Annotated in this window: 15 protein-coding genes and 1 tRNA gene; 13 read left to right on the forward strand and 3 right to left on the reverse strand. The window is 62.1% G+C overall.

The window, feature by feature from the left end:
* Positions 1–26 precede the first annotated feature (26 nt).
* From lexA to G486_RS0113270, 3 genes are all read left to right on the forward strand, one after another.
* Positions 27–701, forward strand: coding sequence for a transcriptional repressor LexA (lexA, locus tag G486_RS0113260; RefSeq protein ID WP_027015972.1), 675 nt, complete (start codon positions 27–29; stop codon positions 699–701).
* Positions 702–763: 62 nt separating this feature from the next.
* Complete coding sequence (locus tag G486_RS22315) at positions 764–1,177, forward strand: hypothetical protein (RefSeq protein ID WP_156920031.1); 414 nt, start codon at positions 764–766, stop codon at positions 1,175–1,177.
* Between the two features lie 171 nt (positions 1,178–1,348).
* Positions 1,349–2,365, forward strand: a complete 1,017-nt coding sequence (locus G486_RS0113270; RefSeq protein ID WP_027015974.1) for a D-2-hydroxyacid dehydrogenase family protein — start codon at positions 1,349–1,351, stop codon at positions 2,363–2,365.
* 387 nt (positions 2,366–2,752) lie between these two features.
* Here the strand turns inward: G486_RS0113270 and G486_RS23605 are convergent, their stop codons facing one another.
* The 3 genes from G486_RS23605 to G486_RS22320 are packed head-to-tail and all read right to left on the reverse strand — an operon-like array spanning position 2,753 to position 5,432.
* Complete coding sequence (locus G486_RS23605; RefSeq protein WP_027015975.1) at positions 2,753–3,349, reverse strand: hypothetical protein; 597 nt, start codon at positions 3,347–3,349, stop codon at positions 2,753–2,755.
* 6 nt (positions 3,350–3,355) lie between these two features.
* The gene (locus G486_RS0113280; protein ID WP_027015976.1) at positions 3,356–3,787 is read right to left on the reverse strand and encodes a DNA polymerase III subunit chi; all 432 of its coding nucleotides are present in this window, start codon (positions 3,785–3,787) and stop codon (positions 3,356–3,358) included.
* A gap of 22 nt (positions 3,788–3,809) precedes the next feature.
* The gene (locus tag G486_RS22320) at positions 3,810–5,432 is read right to left on the reverse strand and encodes a leucyl aminopeptidase (RefSeq protein WP_084455272.1); all 1,623 of its coding nucleotides are present in this window, start codon (positions 5,430–5,432) and stop codon (positions 3,810–3,812) included.
* A 23-nt stretch (positions 5,433–5,455) separates the two neighbouring features.
* Here G486_RS22320 and lptF point away from each other — a divergent pair, with 23 nt between their 5' ends.
* The 10 genes from lptF to G486_RS0113335 all read left to right on the forward strand — a co-directional run bounded on the left by lptF (position 5,456) and on the right by G486_RS0113335 (position 16,725).
* Positions 5,456–6,568: an LPS export ABC transporter permease LptF gene (gene lptF, locus G486_RS0113290; RefSeq protein WP_027015977.1), complete on the forward strand. Its 1,113-nt coding sequence runs from the start codon at positions 5,456–5,458 to the stop codon at positions 6,566–6,568.
* Positions 6,565–7,671, forward strand: coding sequence for an LPS export ABC transporter permease LptG (gene lptG / locus G486_RS0113295; protein ID WP_027015978.1), 1,107 nt, complete (start codon positions 6,565–6,567; stop codon positions 7,669–7,671). The genes lptF and lptG overlap by 4 nt, the downstream gene beginning before the upstream one ends.
* Before the next feature lie 129 nt (positions 7,672–7,800).
* Positions 7,801–8,214, forward strand: coding sequence for a sirohydrochlorin chelatase (locus G486_RS0113300; RefSeq protein ID WP_051303505.1), 414 nt, complete (start codon positions 7,801–7,803; stop codon positions 8,212–8,214).
* 88 nt (positions 8,215–8,302) lie between these two features.
* Positions 8,303–9,244 (forward strand): CysB family HTH-type transcriptional regulator, encoded by a 942-nt coding sequence (locus G486_RS0113305; protein ID WP_027015980.1) that lies wholly within the window; start codon positions 8,303–8,305, stop codon positions 9,242–9,244.
* Positions 9,245–9,366: 122 nt separating this feature from the next.
* On the forward strand, positions 9,367–10,518 hold the full coding sequence (locus tag G486_RS0113310) for a pyridoxal phosphate-dependent aminotransferase (RefSeq protein ID WP_034387649.1): 1,152 nt from the start codon (positions 9,367–9,369) through the stop codon (positions 10,516–10,518).
* Positions 10,519–10,624: 106 nt separating this feature from the next.
* Positions 10,625–11,428: an IclR family transcriptional regulator gene (locus G486_RS0113315; RefSeq protein ID WP_027015982.1), complete on the forward strand. Its 804-nt coding sequence runs from the start codon at positions 10,625–10,627 to the stop codon at positions 11,426–11,428.
* A gap of 325 nt (positions 11,429–11,753) precedes the next feature.
* Entirely contained in the window at positions 11,754–13,649 is a 1,896-nt protein-coding gene (locus G486_RS0113320; RefSeq protein WP_027015983.1) for a SurA N-terminal domain-containing protein, read from the forward strand.
* An 85-nt stretch (positions 13,650–13,734) separates the two neighbouring features.
* Positions 13,735–13,810: transfer RNA gene (locus G486_RS0113325), tRNA-His, on the forward strand.
* A 314-nt stretch (positions 13,811–14,124) separates the two neighbouring features.
* Entirely contained in the window at positions 14,125–15,129 is a 1,005-nt protein-coding gene (gene dusA, locus G486_RS0113330) for a tRNA dihydrouridine(20/20a) synthase DusA (RefSeq protein WP_084455274.1), read from the forward strand.
* Positions 15,130–15,357: 228 nt separating this feature from the next.
* On the forward strand, positions 15,358–16,725 hold the full coding sequence (locus G486_RS0113335; protein ID WP_027015985.1) for a polyhydroxyalkanoate depolymerase: 1,368 nt from the start codon (positions 15,358–15,360) through the stop codon (positions 16,723–16,725).
* Positions 16,726–16,729 lie beyond the last annotated feature (4 nt).

Raw genomic sequence — 16,729 nt, forward strand, 5'->3', positions numbered from 1 at the left:
TGCCCGTACAACCCCAAGCCACAGCCATGCTCGACCATCCCAAGCTCACCGCTCGCCAGCAGCAGATTCTGGATCTCATACAAACCGCCATTGCGCGCACTGGCGCCCCACCCACACGTGCAGAAATCGCCAGCACCCTGGGCTTCAAGTCCGCCAACGCGGCTGAAGAGCATTTGCAGGCCCTGGCACGCAAAGGGGTGATCGAACTCGTCAGCGGTACCTCGCGCGGCATACGCCTCAAGGCCGAGACCGTGCGCAACATCAACGCGGCAAGAGGCTCCAGCTTTGCCCTGCCCCTGGCCGCTCTGGCCCCGCTGGTCCTGCCTCTTGTCGGCCGCGTGGCTGCAGGCTCGCCCATTCTCGCCCAGGAACATATCGACCAGACCTACTCCGTGGAGCCCAGCCTGTTCCAGGCCAAGCCCGACTACCTGCTGCGCGTGCGCGGCATGTCCATGCGCGACGCGGGCATCATGGACGGAGACCTGCTGGCCGTGCAGTCCACCCGCGAAGCACGCAACGGCCAGATCGTGGTCGCCCGCCTGGGCGACGATGTCACGGTCAAGCGCCTGCGCCGGACTGCCGGCGGGGTGGAGTTGCTGCCAGAAAACCCCGACTACCCGGTGATCCGCGTGAGCTCCGAGGAGCCTTTTGAAATCGAAGGCCTGGCCGTGGGCCTGATCCGCAACAGCATGTCCATGTAAACCGAACCTGAAGCCCCTGCGCGCACACAAGGCGTTGAAGCTTGCGAACAAGGAGTTGCCATATGGGATTTACCCAATCACTATTGCGCCTGGCTGTGGGCCTGGGAGCAGCGCCTGGCCCCAGGCCTGCCAGCGAACCAGATATCGATCTTCCTGATCGCAACCTGCATCCCGGCGGCGCCAAGGCCTGTGCCGACGCTGGCCATGCAGCGCCCGCAGGCCGTGTCCAGGTTCTGAGTTTTGCACGCCGCCCTGCACGCCGGAGGCGGCTGGTGGCGGCATCGCGAAAGCCCGATGCTCTGCAAGCATTCCAGCCATGCGCAAGCACATGCCATGAGCCTGGGCAGACCGAGCATGTTCGCGCCCAGCCTGCTCTGCGAATTGTTCAGCGCCGCCCTGTGGACAGGCCTGAATGCCTGCTCATCTCCGGGCGCATGGCCGATGTCTGCGCGGCGCTGGAGCGCATGGGGGATTGAGCCTTGTTGTTCGCTGTGCTGCCAGGACCTTCATGGTCGAGCTGCAAGCGCTGCCCACCTGGCACAAGGCCCTAGATCTTGCTAACTGCTTGAGGAGTGCCGGTCAAGCCCCCTGGCGCAATTACCGATTGTTGCTTTTGCGCCGTATTGTGACCAAGGCACAATCGGGACATGAACATCGTCGTCCTTGATGATTACCAGGACTGCGTGCGCAAGCTGTCTTGCGCCAGCCTGTTGGAACCCTTCACGACCAAGGTCTATACGAATACCGTCAAGGGCGTGGGCCAGCTGTCGGTGCGTCTGCGCGATGCCGAAGTCATCGTGCTCATACGCGAGCGTACCCAGATCACGCGGCAGTTGCTGGAAAAGCTGCCCCGCCTCAAGCTGATCGCCCAGACCGGCAAGGCGGGTGCCCATATCGATGTCGAGGCCTGCACGACCTATGGCGTGGCCATTGCCGAGGGCGTGGGTTCGCCCACGGCCCCGGCCGAGCTGACCTGGGCCTTGATCATGGCGGCCATGCGTCGCCTGCCCCAGTACATTGCCAACCTCAAGCACGGGGCCTGGCAGCAGTCGGGGCTCAAGGCCGCATCCATGCCTGCAAATTTCGGCCTGGGCAATGTTTTGTACGGGCGCCGCCTTGGCATCTGGGGCTATGGCCGCATCGGACGCATTGTGGCGCACTACGGTCAGGCCTTTGGCATGCAGGTCTGGATCTGGGGCAGCGAGGAGTCTCGCCGCCAGGCCGCTGCCGACGGCTTTGGCACGGCCGCCACGCGCGAAGATTTTTTCGCGCACAGCGATGTGCTGAGCCTGCATCTGCGCTTGAACGATGCCACGCGCGGCCAGATCACGGCCCAGGACCTGGCGCGCATGAAGCCCACGGCCTTGTTCGTCAATACCTCGCGGGCAGAGCTGGTCGAGCCCGATGCCTTGCTTGGCGCGTTGAACCGTGGCCGCCCCGGCCTTGCCGCCATGGACGTGTTCGAGAGCGAACCCATCCTGCAAGGTCATGCGCTGCTGAGGCTGGAGAACTGCATCTGCACGCCGCACATAGGCTATGTCGAGCAGGACAGTTACGAGCTGTACTTTCGTGCAGCCTTCGAGAACGTGGTGAACTTTATTGCGGGTCAGCCCAGCAATATCCTCAATCCCGAGGCCTTGAGCAGGCCTGCTTCTGCGCGCTGAAAAATCCCGGGCAGGCTTTCCGCCTTCAAAAAAGAGAGCTGCTAGCACGCGCCAGCAGGGGATTCTGAGCAGGTTTCGATCTGAAACCGCCAATAGGCAAGCGCAATCAGCTCCTTTTTTAAGAACGTGTTTACGATCTCCTCGCGGCGCGCCAGTGTCTGTGCGGGATGGGATACGAGGCGCGATACCGCAGCAATAGCCGCGCTATTGCGAGGATTCGCAACGCGGTAGACCGCCCGCAAAGGCACTGGCCCCAAGGGTTGGAGCGAAATCGGGCTATTTTCTAGCGCTGTGGCTTGCTTGCACCCCCGCGCAAGCCGCGCCCCACCCCCTTGAACTCATCCCGATTGCGCTCCAACGCGCCTGCGTAGAGATCGTAAACACGTTCTAAGAGTTCCTGTTGCGCGAGGCCTGGGCCTGCTGGGCCAGCTCATCAGCCACGGCCTCGTAGACGGCCTGACGCACCACGAATTCCACTTCTTCGCGCATGCGGGCCACGAGGGTGCGCGTCTGCTCCTGAACCACGCTGGCAATGGCCTCGCGCAAACGCTGGTCCAGCTCCAGGTCGACCTTCTGCATCAGTCTGTGGACCAGTTCCTCCCCTCTGTCCAGGGTTGTCTTCGGCAAGGGGCTGACCACGGCTTCGGCTTCTCGGCTGTGCGCGGTCTGCACGGCAGCATCTTGCCCAGGCTCGGCCACACTGCTTTGCAATGCCGGCAGGGATGCCGAGACTGGCAGCTCGATGACACCCCGCCCCAGATGGAGAAAGCCTTCGCCATGCGGCGGGATCACTTCGTCCAGGCCGTGGTCTGCGGGGCCGGCAGCCGCCGCAGTCTGCGTCTCTAAAGTGTCCGCCGGGAGGGCGGCCTGCTCCTCGGCAGATTCCAGGGCAGCAGGCGCTTGCCGCGATTCTTCCGGCACGGGCCTGACCACATCGGTCAAGGTCGGCACAAAGCGCGGCGGGACTTTGGGAGATGTGTTCATGCTCGACTACCCCTTGAGCACCAAGTCATGGCGCACGATCTCCAGGCCCTGGGCCTGGTAGTGCTTCCAGCGCTGGCGCGCAAACCAGCGGTCCTGCTCATCGGTGGCCGAGACCACTTCGACCACACGCGCAAAGCTTTGGAACTGCGGCGGGACCTGCTCTCCCAGATTGAGCAGCAGATCGTGGTGGGGCGCAGCATCCAGGCTCTCCAGCAGAGCGATCGGCGACAGGCTCAGAAGCTGAGCCTCGTCGCCCTCGCCCGCATGGGCCAGGAACTCCGCAGGCGCCAGACTCCAAAGCCTTGGCGACAAGGCCTTGAGCGTAGGCCCGCCTCCATGGATGACCAGTTTGCTGCCATGGCGCAAGGCTTTGCGCGCAAAGCGGCAGACATAGGCCAGCTTGTCCGGGGCGTTGAAGTGAAAGGCCACCTGGGTCATGCGTTGCTCCCTGCCCCGGGCCTCAAGCCTGGGCCGGCTTGCTGCGGCGCGTACGCGCAGGCGCGGCGGCCTTGGCCTCGGTCACCACGGGCGTGGCAGCCGGGCTCTTTCCTGCCGCAGTACGGGCGGCAGTACTGGCACGCTTGGCGGCCGTCTTTCCTGCGGCCGGCCTGGCTTTGGCTGTGGCCGGCTTACCCGCAGCCCCCCGGCTCTCCTGGGCCAGCATGTAGTGCAGCAGCAAGCCCACGGGCCGGCCCGTGCTGCCCTTGGCGGCACCGCTCTTCCAGGCCGTGCCTGCGATGTCCAGGTGAGCCCAGCTGGTATCGCCCACGAAGCGCTGCAGGAACTTGGCCGCCGTGACCGAGCCTGCGGCCCGGCCGGCCACATTGCCCATGTCGGCAAAATTGCTCTTCAGGCCCTCGCCATATTCCTCGTCCAGCGGCATGCGCCAGCACGGATCCTGGGCGGTATCACCTGCGCTCTGCAAGGCCGTGGCCAGCGCATCGTCGGTGGCGAACAGGCCGCTGCGCAGGCCGCCCAGGGCGATCACGCAGGCGCCGGTCAACGTGGCGATATCGATTAGCGCTGCAGGCTTGAAGCGGGCTGCATAGGTCAGTGCATCGCACAGCACCAGCCGGCCTTCGGCATCGGTGTTGAGGATTTCAACGGTCTGGCCGCTCATGCTGGTGACCACATCGCCGGGCTTGACGGCCGTGCTGCTGGGCAGGTTTTCGCAGGCCGCGATCAGCCCCACCACGTTCACTGCGGGCTGCAATTCGCCCAGCGCCTGGAACAGGCCGAGCACGCTGGCTGCACCGCCCATGTCGTACTTCATCTCGTCCATGTCGGCTGCCGGCTTGAGCGAGATGCCGCCGCTGTCGAAGGTAATGCCCTTGCCGACCACGACCTGGGGCGCTGCGCCCTTGGCGCCGCCGTTGTAGTGCAATTCGATGAAGCGCAGCGGCTGGGCCGAGCCCTGGGCCACGGCCATGAATGCCCCCATGCCGAGCTTGGCCACTTCGGCCGGCCCATGGATCTTGCAACTGATGCCGGGCAGCTTGGCAAGCCCGCGCGCAGCCTCGGCGAGCATGCTGGGCGTTGCGTGGTTGGCCGGGCGGTTGGCCCATTCGCGCGCCAGGTCCATGCCATGGACCTGGGCCTGGGCGATCTTGAAGGCCGGCGCCAGAGAGGCATGCGCCGGGGCCGCGAACACCAGTTTCTGGAGCGTGGGCAGTTGGGGCTTCGACTTGGTCAGCGTGTAGGTGTAGCAGGCGTCGCTGGCCGCGAGCACGGCTGCGGCCAGGGCCGGACCTTGGGTCTCGAAGGCAAAGCACAGCACGGCCTTGGCCACGCCCGGCGCCTTGAAGGCGCTCGCCACCGCCGCCACGGCCTGGCGCACGTCGCGCGCCGAGCCCGAGCCCGCGCCGACCAGCAGCACACGCCTGGCCGCCACGGCCGGCAGGTTGTACATGGGCAGTTGCTTGCCCGCGCCGGTCTCGAAATCCCCGGCCTTGAGTGCATGCGCGACCAGGGCGGAGAGCGCGTCGCTGCCCTGAGCCGAGGCTGCCGTGGTCAGCACCAACAACAAGTCACACTTTTCGCGCGCTGCGGCCGCAGTCGTCAACGACTTCAGTTCAAAGTTCATAATCGGTGTTTTCCTTTCAGCCAATGTTATTCGATTCATCCATACGCAAAGAGCTGGCCCGCAGCTTTGGCGCTACCGTCGTCGTGCTTGTGACCGTGGTCATGACCATGATGCTGATACGCACGCTGGGCCAAGCTTACAAGGGCAGCGTAAGCCCTTCCGATGTGCTGCTGGTCATGGGCCTGACCGTGCTCGGCCAGCTTCCGATGATTCTGGGCCTGGGCCTGTTCGTGGCCGTGGTCGGCACGCTGTCGCGCATGTACCGGGACAGCGAGATGGTGATCTGGTTTGCAGCCGGCCAGGGCATGGCCAGCCTGCTCAGGCCGCTGCTGCGCTTTGCCTGGCCGGTGATTGCCGTGACAGCCGCGCTGGGTCTGCTGATCCTGCCCTGGAGCAACCAGCAGATCGAGCAGATCAAGAGCGAGTTCGAGCAGCGCAGCGACATCGACCGCATTGCGCCCGGCGAGTTCCAGGAGTCGGCCGGCGGCACGCGCGTGTTCTTCATCGACAAGGACACGCCCAGCGACATGGCGGCCAGCAATGTGTTCATCGTGACCAATGAGCGCGGGCGTGAATCCGTGACCTCGGCGCGCGGCGCGCGGCTGGAGATCATCAAGGGCGAGCGCGTGGCAGTTCTGAGCGACGGCCAGCGCATGGAAACCCAGGCCAGTGACGGCGGCGTGAAGATCAGCGAGTTCAAGGAATACGGGACCCAGATGGGTGGCAGTGGCAGCCGCGCGGCGGCCGAGGAGCTGGCCGCGCGCAGCACGCCCACGCATTTGCTGGTCCAGCGCACCGAGCCCATCTTTCGCGCCGAGCTCGGCTGGCGCCTGGGTCTGCCGCTGGCCGCGCTGAACTTCGTCATCCTCGGCCTGGCCGTGGCCAGCGTCAACCCGCGCGCGGGTGGCAGCAGCAGCCTCATGATTGCCTTGTTCGCCTTCATCGTCTACTACAACCTCATGACCCTGGCCGAAAGCTGGGTGGCGGCCAGCAAGCTCAGCATGCCGACCATGGCCGGGCTGCTGCACGGCGGCACCCTGGTCATCGGCCTGCTGGTGCTGGCCGCCCGCCACAACCGCTGGTCGCTGCGTGATCTGTGGCGCAAGAGGAACCGTTCCCCGGAGCTGCCTGCATGAAGGTTCTACGCCGGCTTCTGTACCGCGACATCGTTTTTGCGGTCGCCTTTGTCACGCTGGGCTTTCTGGCCCTGTTCTTCTTCTTCGACCTCGTGGACGAGCTGCGCTGGGTCAACCGCGCTGGCAGCGCAAGTTATGGCGTCGCGCATGCGCTGATCTTCGTGGCGCTGCGCATTCCCAGCCACCTCTACGAGCTGCTGCCGATTACCGTGCTCATAGGCACGATTTACGTGATGGCACGTTTTGCGCAAAGCTCGGAATTCACCATCATGCGCACCAGCGGCATGGGGCCCTGGCTGGCCCTGCGCACGCTGCTGGCGCTGGGCGCGGCCTTTGTGCTGCTGACCTTTGCCATGGGCGACTATCTTGCGCCGGCGGCCGAAAACCTGGGCCAGAAGCTGCGCTCGGCGCAAATGGGCCAGCTCTCCACGGGTGCCACCGGGGCCTGGCTCAAGGAGCGCCAGGGCGAGCATTCGGTGGCCGTCAATGTGCGCGCCGTGCGGGCGCCCGGCAAGTTCGCGAACGTGCGCATCTTCGACTTCGACGGCCAGGGCCGGATCTCGGCGCAAATCCACGCCGAATCAGCCAGTGTCGACGAGCGTGACGAGCTCTGGCACCTGCAGGGCGTAAGCGTCAGCCGCCTGGAGCAAAGCGGCGAGCTCACGCAGCTGGTGCGCGCCAATGAGAGCAGCATGACCTGGCCTACGCGCATCAGCGCCGAGATGGTTTCGGCAGCCCTGCTCAAACCCGACCGCATGTCCACGATCTCGCTGTTCCAGTACGTGCGCCACCTGGAGGCCAACGGCCAGGCTGCGCAAAAGTACGAGATCGAGTTCTGGCGCAAGGTGTTCTATCCGCTCAGTTGCCTGGTCATGGTGGTGCTCGCCCTGCCTTTTGCCTATCTGCACTTTCGCTCGGGCGGTATCGCGGCCTATGTGTTCGGCGGAGTCATGGCCGGCATCAGCTTCTTCCTGCTTAACAACGTGTTCGGCTACATCGGCACGCTGCAGGCCTGGCGGCCCTGGCTGGCTGCAGCTACGCCGGGCCTGCTCTATACCCTGCTGTCGCTGACGGCGTTTGGCTGGCTGGTATTGCGGCGCTAGCCCCTGAGCCGCCTTTGGCGTCTTCCCCTAAGGGGGACGATGCCATCGCTGAGGAGCGGCCCTTGCTCGGCATCTGTGGCCCGGGCTGCGCCTGTATCGAAGGCCAAGGGCCAGACTGGAGAGCCATTGATGACCTTGAACCAAGACCTTGATCCTGCCCAGGCCGGCAGCGGCCTGATTTTGCTGGCCCACGGCTCGCCCGATGCACTGTGGCGTGTACCCATCGAGGCCGTGCTGCAGGCCGTGCAGCAGCAGGCCCCGCATCTGGCCTGCTGCTGCGCCTATCTCGACGCCTGCGAGCCCGAGCTGCCCACGGCCGCAGCTGAACTTGTCGCCGCAGGCGCCTCGCGCATCGTGGTGCTTCCACTTTTCCTGGGCACGGGCAAGCATGCGCGCCAGGATATCCCCAGGCTGGTGGAGCTGGTGCGCATGCAGCATCCGCAGCTGGACCTTGTGCTTGAGCCTGCAGCTGGAGAAAACCCGCTGGTCACCGGCCTGCTGGCCCGAATTGCGCTACAAAGCCTGGAAAAGAAAGAGGATTAGCCCTTGGGATGATCTGATTCAAAAAATAACAAATCGATTCTTTATATAAATCAAGCATAATGGCAGGCAGATTTTTGTTGTCATTGCCATGAACCTGCATCAATTCCGATTCGTCCAAGAGGCGGCTCGCCGCAATCTCAACCTCACCGAGGCCGCCAAGGCCTTGCACACTTCGCAGCCCGGAGTCTCCAAAGCCATCATCGAGCTGGAGGAAGAGCTGGGCATAGACATCTTCGCGCGCCACGGCAAGCGCTTGAAGCGCATCACCGAGCCCGGCCTCGAAGTCCTCAAGAGCATCGAAGTCATCATGCGCGAGATCGGCAACCTCAAGCGCATCGGCGAGCAGTACAGCGCCCAGGACAGCGGCACCCTGTCGATTGCCACCACCCACACCCAGGCGCGCTATGTGCTGCCGCCGTCCGTGGCGCGCCTGCGCGAGCTCTATCCCAAGGTCACGGTCAGTCTGCACCAGGCCACGCCCCATGAAGTGGCGCGCATGGTCATCGACGAGGTCGCCGACATCGGCATGGCCACCGAATCCCTGGCCGACTACCCGGACCTCGTGACCCTGCCCTGCTATGAGTGGCAGCATGTGCTGGTGCTGCCCACCAGTCATCCGTTGACGCAGAAGGAGCGCATCTCCCTGGAGGACATTGCCCAGGAGTCGCTGATCACCTACCACCCCTCGTTCACGGGCCGAGGCAAGATCGACCAGGCGTTCGAGTCGCGCCGGCTGCGTCCGCGCATCGTGCTCGAAGCCATTGACTCGGATGTGATCAAGACCTATGTGCGCCTGGGCCTGGGCGTGGGCATCGTTGCCGAAATGGCCATGCGCGACGATCCCACGGGCGATCTCGTCGTGCGTCCTATGGGCCATTTGTTCGGCCAGAGCGTGACCCGCGTAGCCATCAAGCGCGGCGCCTATCTGCGCAACTTCGTCTACCGATTTGCCGAGTTGCTCAGCGACCGCCTGTCGCGCGATCTCATCATGCGCGCCATGAGCGGGCATGTGCATGATTACGAGCTCTGATTCAAATAAAAAATGAGCTGTTAGCGCTTGGTATATATGGATTTCAGGGTGTTTAAGACCTGAAATCCTTTACTGACAAGCGCTAGCAGCTCACAAAAATTTCTTTGTCTGGTATTTCCCCAATGTCCACCCCGCAATTTCCGAGCAAGCTGCCCAAGGTCGGCACCACCATCTTCACCACCATGTCGGCCCTGGCCAGCCAGCACCAGGCCGTGAACCTGGGCCAGGGATTCCCGGATTTCGGCTGCGACCCCAGGCTGGTCGATGCAGTCACGGCGGCCATGCAGGCCGGCCACAACCAGTACCCGCCGATGACGGGCATGCCCCAGCTGCGCGAGGCTGTGGCAGCCAAGATGGAAGCGCTCTATGGCAGGCGCTATGACGCGAATGCCGAGATCACCATCACGGCCGGCGCCACCCAGGCGATTCTCACGGCCATCTTGGCCACCGTGCATGCGGGCGACGAAGTCATCGTGCTCGATCCCTGCTACGACAGCTATGTGCCCAACATCGAGCTGGCCGGCGGCAAGGCGGTGCGCGTGCCGCTCACGCCCGGCAGCTTCAGGCCCGACTTCGCGAAAATCGCAGCCGCCATCACGCCGCGTACGCGCCTGCTGATCATCAACAGCCCGCACAACCCCAGCGCCACGATCTGGAGCGATGCCGAGATGCGCGAGCTCGAAGACCTGCTTGCACCCACCAATGTGCTGCTCATCAGCGACGAGGTCTACGAGCACATGGTGTATGACGGCCAGCTCCACCAGAGCGCCGCGCGCTTTGCAGGACTGGCGGCGCGTGCCTTCATCGTGTCCAGCTTTGGCAAGACCTACCACGTCACGGGCTGGAAGGTCGGCACCGTGGCCGCACCCACTGCGCTCACGGCGGAGTTTCGCAAGGTGCACCAGTTCAACGTCTTCACCGTGAACACGCCCATGCAGCTGGGCCTTGCGAGCTACATGCAAGACCCGGCGCCTTATCTGGAGCTGCCCGCCTTCTACCAGGCCAAGCGGGACCTGTTCTCCCAGGGCCTGCAAGGCTCGCGCCTCAGGCTCCTGCCCTCGGCGGGCACGTATTTCACATGCGCCGACATCTCCTCGGTCTCCGAGCTTGGCGAAGCCGAGTTCTGCGAATGGCTGGTCAAGGAGCATGGCGTGGCGGCGATTCCGCTGTCGGCCTTCTACGGCGATGGCTTCGATCAGCGCGTGGTGCGTTTTTGCTTTGCGAAGAAGGACGACACCTTGCGCGAGGCCGTGCAAAGACTGCGCAGACTCTGAGCCGACCATATTCGGCGCAGAGCTGGCGAAACTTCTTTTCCTGCAGCAAAAGCCGGGCTGCCCCGAGGTGACAGCCGCGCAGCCGCTCCTGCCCTATGGTGGGGGCATGCCCTCGCCACGACCGACTCCCCTGCCCGCCGAGGAGGACCGGCACTTCGTGACCTCGCTCGCACGGGGCTTGAACGTGCTGTCCTGCTTTCGTTCGGGCGAAAAGCTGCTGGGCAACCAGGAGATCGCCCAACGCTGCGGCCTGCCCAAGTCCACGATTTCGCGCCTGACGCGCACGCTGACGGCACTCGGCTATCTGATCCATGTGCCCGAACAGAACAAATACCGCCTGGGAACGGCCACGCTGGCCCTGGGCAGTGCCATGCTCTCGCGCCTGGATGTGCGCCGCATCGCCAGGCCCTGGATGCGCCGCCTGGCCGAATCCACGCTGGCCGAGGTCGCCCTGGCCACGCGCGACCGGCACAACATGGTCTATCTCGAGCACTGTCCCAGCGCCCACTTCCTGCACCACGACCTGGACATGGGCTCGCGCCTGCCCCTGGCCACGACAGCCATAGGGCGCGCCTGGCTGGCCGCCAGCCCGGCGGCCGAACGCCAGCAGGCCCTGGACTATCTCAAGCTGCACGCCCCCGAGCAATGGCAGGCCGCCCAGGAGCAATTGCCGCTATGGCCGCCCGCCGCCGACCATCCCCAGCCCTGGCTGTCCTGCTCCTTCGGGGACTGGAACTCCGATGTGAATGCCATAGCGCTGGCCTTCTCTCCCGGCCATGGCCTGCCGCTCATGGCCATCAGCGTGGGTGGCCCCGCGCGCTATGTCAGCGCAGACTGTCTCAGGCAGGACGGTACCCAGGCCCTGCAGCGCGTGGTACAGCGCCTGCAGCAGGATCTGGACCGGGCCTGATGTGGACGTTGCGCAAGGCACAGCCATGATCCAGCCGGCTTCACCGCTCCCCGTCGATGGCCTGCTCCAGATGGGGCAGGAATCACGACCGGACGAGATCAAAGGCCCTGGCTCTTGAAATACGACAGGGCCGAGAACGTAGAATGGCGGCTTCGACCCCCTTCTGGTTGCCGGCTTGGCTGACTGGCTTTGAGATCCGTGGATTCGCAAAAGCGATTTCGCCTTTGCAAAGCCTGCGACAAAGACCTTGCCTGCCTGCTGCCTGTATTGGACCAAAGGCGAACCAGAGTTCGCCTTTTCTTTTTCTGCGACAGAAAGACAGACCATGTTCGAATCCATCCGCAAGCACTCCAAGTTCGTGATGATCTTGCTGTTCTTGCTGATCATTCCCTCGTTCATTTTTGTAGGCGTTAACCAGAACTACTTTACCGAGTCCAGTGCCACCGTCGCCCGGGTGGATGGACACGATATCAAGCAGTCCGACTGGGACAATGCGCATCGGATGGAGGCCGACCGTCTGCGCGCGGAAAACCCGTCCATGGACCCCAAGTTCCTGGACTCGCCCGAGGCCCGCTATGCCACGCTGGAAAAAATGGTGCGTGAGCAGGTCTTGCTCAGAGCCGTGCAAAAGCTGCATCTCACGGCATCGGACGCCGAGCTCGTGCAAACCTTGCAGGACATTCCGGCCATTGCCTCGCTCAAGAACGCAGATGGCAGTCTCGACGCCAAGGCCTATGCAGCCCTGCTCGGCTCCCAAGGCATGACCCCCGAAGGTTTCGAGGCCAACCTGCGCCGCGAACTATCCTTGAACAAGGTTCTGGGCACGGTCTCGGACACGGCTTTTGCCACGAATGCGCGCGTCAAGCAAACCATCGATGCGCTCTACCAGCACCGGGAAGTGCAGGTCCAGCGCTTTGACGCCAAAAGCTATCAAAGCAAGGTCCAGCCTTCGGAGGCGGAGCTCAAGGCCTACTATGAAGGCCATAGCAGCCAGTTCCAGCAGCCCGAAGAAGCTGATGTCGAGTACCTGATGCTGGACCTGGCCAGCGTGGCTGCAGGCATCACGGTCAGTGAAGACGACCTGCGCACCTATTACCAGCAAAACGAACAGCGTCTTGCAGGCCCTGAAGAGCGTCGCGTCAGCCATATCCTGGTGAAGGTCGCGCAGGATGCGCCTGAAGCCGAGGTTGATCAGGCCAAGGCCAAGGCAGAGGAGCTGCTCGCCCAGGTGCGCAAGGACCCCAAGGGCTTTGCCGAACTGGCCAAGACCCAGTCGGATGACAAGGGATCGGCCGCTGCCGGTGGCGACCTGGGCTTCTTCGGCCATGGCGCGATGGTCAAGCCGTTTGAAGATGCGGTCTATGCCATGAGCAAGGGCAGTGTCAGCGATCTGGTGCGAACCGATTTCGGTTTTCACATCATCGAGCTCACGGACATCAAAAAGCCCGCAGCGCCAAGCTTTGAATCCATGCGTACCGAACTGGAGGCGCAGCGCAGGCAAGAGCTCGCCCAGGCCAAATTTGCAGAGATGGCCGAGGCTTTTACCAACACCGTGTATGAAAAGCCTGAAAGCCTGGCTCCTGCAGCCGAGCAGTTCAAGCTCAAGCTGCAAAAAGCCGAGCATGTGGCACGCCAGCCCCAGGCCACGGCTCAGGCCCCGCTGAACAACCCGCGCTTTCTGGAAGCCCTGTTCTCCTCCGAGGTGCTGGAAAACAAAAGCAATACGAATGCCGTTGAACTGGCCCCAGGTCTGCTTGTCGCAGGCCGTGTGAGCGAATACCGCCCGGCACGCACCTTGGCCATGAATGAGGTTGAGACCAAGCTGAGCCAGTTGTATACGCAAGCCAAATCAGCGGAACTTGCCAAAGCCGAAGGCCAGGACAAACTCAAGGCCTGGGAGGCACAGCCCGACACTGCAAAACTGGGCCCTGCTCAGGTGCTGGGCCGCGACAAGACCGAAAACCTGCCCCAGCCCTTGATTGATGCCGTGTTGCGCGCGCCCACCAACTCCTGGCCGCAATGGGTTGGGGTCGATCTGGGCAACGCAGGCTATGCCGTGGTCAAGGTTCTGGGCATCGCCGAGCGCGCGGCCCAGGATACCCAGACCGTGCAAATGCAGACCCAGCAGTTCGCGCAAATGTCGGGGATGGCTGAAACTATGGCATACTACGAGCTTCTCAAAAAACAGTTCAAAGTGCAGATCAAGGTCGCACATCCCTGAAAATTCAGGCGATAAAGAAGTTTTAGAAAAAACAAAAACTTCAAAATTGAGCATGTTTTTTGACATATAATAGAAATCTCTTCCGGTGGCTGTAGCTCAGTTGGTAGAGTCCAGGATTGTGATTCCTGTTGTCGTGGGTTCGAGCCCCATCAGCCACCCCAAATAAAAAAAGCCGTTGTCAATCAACGGCTTTTTTCTTTTCAAACGCTGCAAAGGCATGAAGACCAGCAGTCTTGGATCGCCCCCACCTATCTCTGGCATCGATGCCGCCGCGTAAGCGCCTGAGACTCTGAGCAAAGCAGTTCACTGTCTTTTGCTGCAGGCCTGAGACCTGAAAGCCAAGGCTCTTTGGGCTCTTCTCTCAAGATATCGAGCCCCATGCGAGCCATAGACTTCGCGGTGCACCTCCAAACACCGACGATAAAGAACAGGTGAAAAGATGGATCGCAGTGCACCGCCAGAAGATTTTTGCAATATGAGTGCCGATAAAATCGTTGAAAATCAAATAGATAGCAGCATGTGGCGCATGAGCGTGGCGCCAATGATGGACTGGACCGACAAGCATTGCCGCTATCTGCATAGGCTGCTGAGTCAGCATGCCCTGCTCTATACAGAAATGGTGACCACGGGGGCACTGCTGCATGGCGATGTGCCCCGACATTTACGCTTTGAGGCAGAGGAGCATCCTCTGGCCCTGCAGCTGGGCGGCAGCGAGCCTGCTGATCTGGCCCAATGTGCGCGCCTGGGTCAGCAATGGGGCTATGACGAGATCAATCTCAACTGCGGCTGTCCCAGTGAGCGAGTGCAGCGCGGCGCATTTGGCGCCTGCCTGATGAAGGAGGCCCCCTTGGTCGCCGACTGCATCAAGGCCATGCGCGATGTCGTGGACATTCCGGTTACGGTCAAACACCGCATCGGTATAGATCGGAACGAAAGCTACGAATTTGTGCGCGACTTTGTAGGCCAGGTCGCCGATGCAGGCTGTGAGGTGTTTATTGTTCATGCACGCAATGCCTGGCTCAAGGGCCTCTCTCCCAAGGAAAACCGCGATATTCCGCCACTGCGCTACGAGATCGTGAGCCAGCTCAAGCAAGACTTTCCTTCGCTCACCATGGTCGTCAATGGCGGTATCAAAAGCGATACGCTGGTGCAGGAGCTTCTTGGCAATCTGGACGGTGTCATGATCGGGCGCGAGGCCTATCACAACCCCTGGTGGCTGGCCTCCTGGGATGCGCTGTATTACGGACGAGAGCAGCAGGAAATCACACGCGAGCGGATCGAGGAGCAGATGGTGGTCTATATGGAGCGCGAGGCCAGCACGCACGGAACGCACTGGTATTCGATTGCCCGACACATGCTGGGTCTGCGCAACGGCTTGGCAGGGGCCAGACGATGGCGCCAGGTCTGGAGCGACCACAAGCTCAAAGAGCTTCCACCAGCTCGGGTCATGGAGATCGCACGTACCAAGCCGCAGCTCTAGTTCCATGACTCAGATCCGAGGTCGAGGCTGAATTTCAGCAGTCTTGAATCCACTGATGCATGCCTTGGCCTAGGCCTCAAACCCTATTCTTTGCAACAGCGTTTACGCATGTCTCCATAAGATTTCAAGAAAGTTGACATATAAACAGGGGCTTATGGTAAAAATTAATCAATATCAACTGATATATTGCACCGCAGCAAAACCACTATAAGAGAAAGAGTTAGTGCCATGCTCTACCAGCTCTACGAAATCCAGCGCTCGATGGTCGAACCGTTTGCCGATTTTGCCCAGGCAGCTTCCAAGCTTTACAGCAATCCTCGCTCCATGCTGAGCCAAGGCCCCATGTCTCAGCGCATGGCAGCGGGCTTTGATCTGGTCTACCGCCTGGGCAAGGACTATGAAAAGCCCGAATTCGATCTTCGCAGCGTGGATGTGGGTGGCGTGGATGTAACGATTCGTGAGCGCGTCGAGGTCAGCAAGCCATTTTGCGAACTGCGCCGCTTCAAACGCTTCTCTGACGATCCCAAAACGCTGGAGACCATGCTCAGCCAGCCTGTCGTGTTGATCGTTGCCCCTCTCTCGGGTCACTATGCAACGCTGTTGCGCGACACGGTGCAAAGCATGCTTGGTGGACATAAGGTCTATATCACGGACTGGAAGAATGCACGCCTGGTTCCACTCAGCGAAGGTGAATTCCATCTGGACGACTATGTGAACTACGTCCAGGAGTTCATCCGCTATCTGCAAGGCAAATACGGACAATGCCATGTGATCAGCGTCTGCCAGCCCACGGTTCCCGTGCTCGCGGCCGTATCTCTCATGGCCAGTCGTGGAGAGACTCCACCGCTGTCCATGACCATGATGGGCGGCCCTATTGATGCACGCCGCTCCCCCACGGCCGTCAACAACCTTGCTCAGAACCGCAGCTTCGAATGGTTCGAGAACAATGTGATTTACCGGGTCCCGGACAGCTATCCCGGTGCAGGTCGGCGCGTTTACCCCGGATTCCTGCAGTACTCTGGCTTTGTTGCCATGAATCCCGACCGCCATGCCAAGAGTCATTACGACTATTTCAAGGACTTGATCAAGGGAGATGGCGCCAGTGCTGAGCACCACCGCAAGTTCTATGACGAGTACAACGCGGTACTCGACATGGATGCAGATTATTACCTTGAGACCATTGCGACGGTGTTTCAGGACTACAAGCTGGTCAAAGGCAGCTGGGAGGTACGCTCTCCTGAAGGACAGCTGGAACGAGTGCGCCCCCAAGACATCAAGGGCAGCGCGCTCCTGACCGTCGAGGGCGAGCTTGACGACATTTCCGGCTCGGGCCAGACGCGTGCCGCTCATGAGCTGTGCTCCGGAATTGCTGCGGACCAGCGCCAGCATCTTGAAGTGCAAGGCGCTGGCCATTACGGCATCTTCAGCGGTAGACGCTGGCGCGAAATCGTTTATCCACAGGTGCGCGATTTCATACTTGCCCACCAACCGCCCTGTGCAACCGAGGCCAGTGCAGCGGGCCATGCCAGCAGCCTCAGCAGTAGCACGACGATCACCGAGGCGCCTGTGCCCAGCAGGCGCATCAAGGCGGCTTGAGCAC

The organism is Comamonas composti DSM 21721 (assembly GCF_000429845.1).
GTDB lineage: Bacteria > Pseudomonadota > Gammaproteobacteria > Burkholderiales > Burkholderiaceae_C > Comamonas > Comamonas composti.

Coding starts and splice junctions, on each gene's coding strand:
- lexA (WP_027015972.1), top strand. CDS start 27: ATGCTCGACCATCCCAAGCTCACCGCTCGCCAGCAGCAGATTCTGGAT.
- G486_RS0113280 (WP_027015976.1), bottom strand. CDS start 3,787: ATGACCCAGGTGGCCTTTCACTTCAACGCCCCGGACAAGCTGGCCTAT.
- G486_RS0113320 (WP_027015983.1), top strand. CDS start 11,754: ATGTTCGAATCCATCCGCAAGCACTCCAAGTTCGTGATGATCTTGCTG.
- lptF (WP_027015977.1), top strand. CDS start 5,456: ATGTTATTCGATTCATCCATACGCAAAGAGCTGGCCCGCAGCTTTGGC.
- G486_RS0113305 (WP_027015980.1), top strand. CDS start 8,303: ATGAACCTGCATCAATTCCGATTCGTCCAAGAGGCGGCTCGCCGCAAT.
- G486_RS22315 (WP_156920031.1), top strand. CDS start 764: ATGGGATTTACCCAATCACTATTGCGCCTGGCTGTGGGCCTGGGAGCA.
- G486_RS0113310 (WP_034387649.1), top strand. CDS start 9,367: ATGTCCACCCCGCAATTTCCGAGCAAGCTGCCCAAGGTCGGCACCACC.
- G486_RS22320 (WP_084455272.1), bottom strand. CDS start 5,432: ATGAACTTTGAACTGAAGTCGTTGACGACTGCGGCCGCAGCGCGCGAA.
- lptG (WP_027015978.1), top strand. CDS start 6,565: ATGAAGGTTCTACGCCGGCTTCTGTACCGCGACATCGTTTTTGCGGTC.
- G486_RS0113300 (WP_051303505.1), top strand. CDS start 7,801: ATGACCTTGAACCAAGACCTTGATCCTGCCCAGGCCGGCAGCGGCCTG.
- G486_RS0113270 (WP_027015974.1), top strand. CDS start 1,349: ATGAACATCGTCGTCCTTGATGATTACCAGGACTGCGTGCGCAAGCTG.
- G486_RS0113315 (WP_027015982.1), top strand. CDS start 10,625: ATGCCCTCGCCACGACCGACTCCCCTGCCCGCCGAGGAGGACCGGCAC.
- G486_RS0113335 (WP_027015985.1), top strand. CDS start 15,358: ATGCTCTACCAGCTCTACGAAATCCAGCGCTCGATGGTCGAACCGTTT.
- dusA (WP_084455274.1), top strand. CDS start 14,125: ATGAGTGCCGATAAAATCGTTGAAAATCAAATAGATAGCAGCATGTGG.
- G486_RS23605 (WP_027015975.1), bottom strand. CDS start 3,349: ATGAACACATCTCCCAAAGTCCCGCCGCGCTTTGTGCCGACCTTGACC.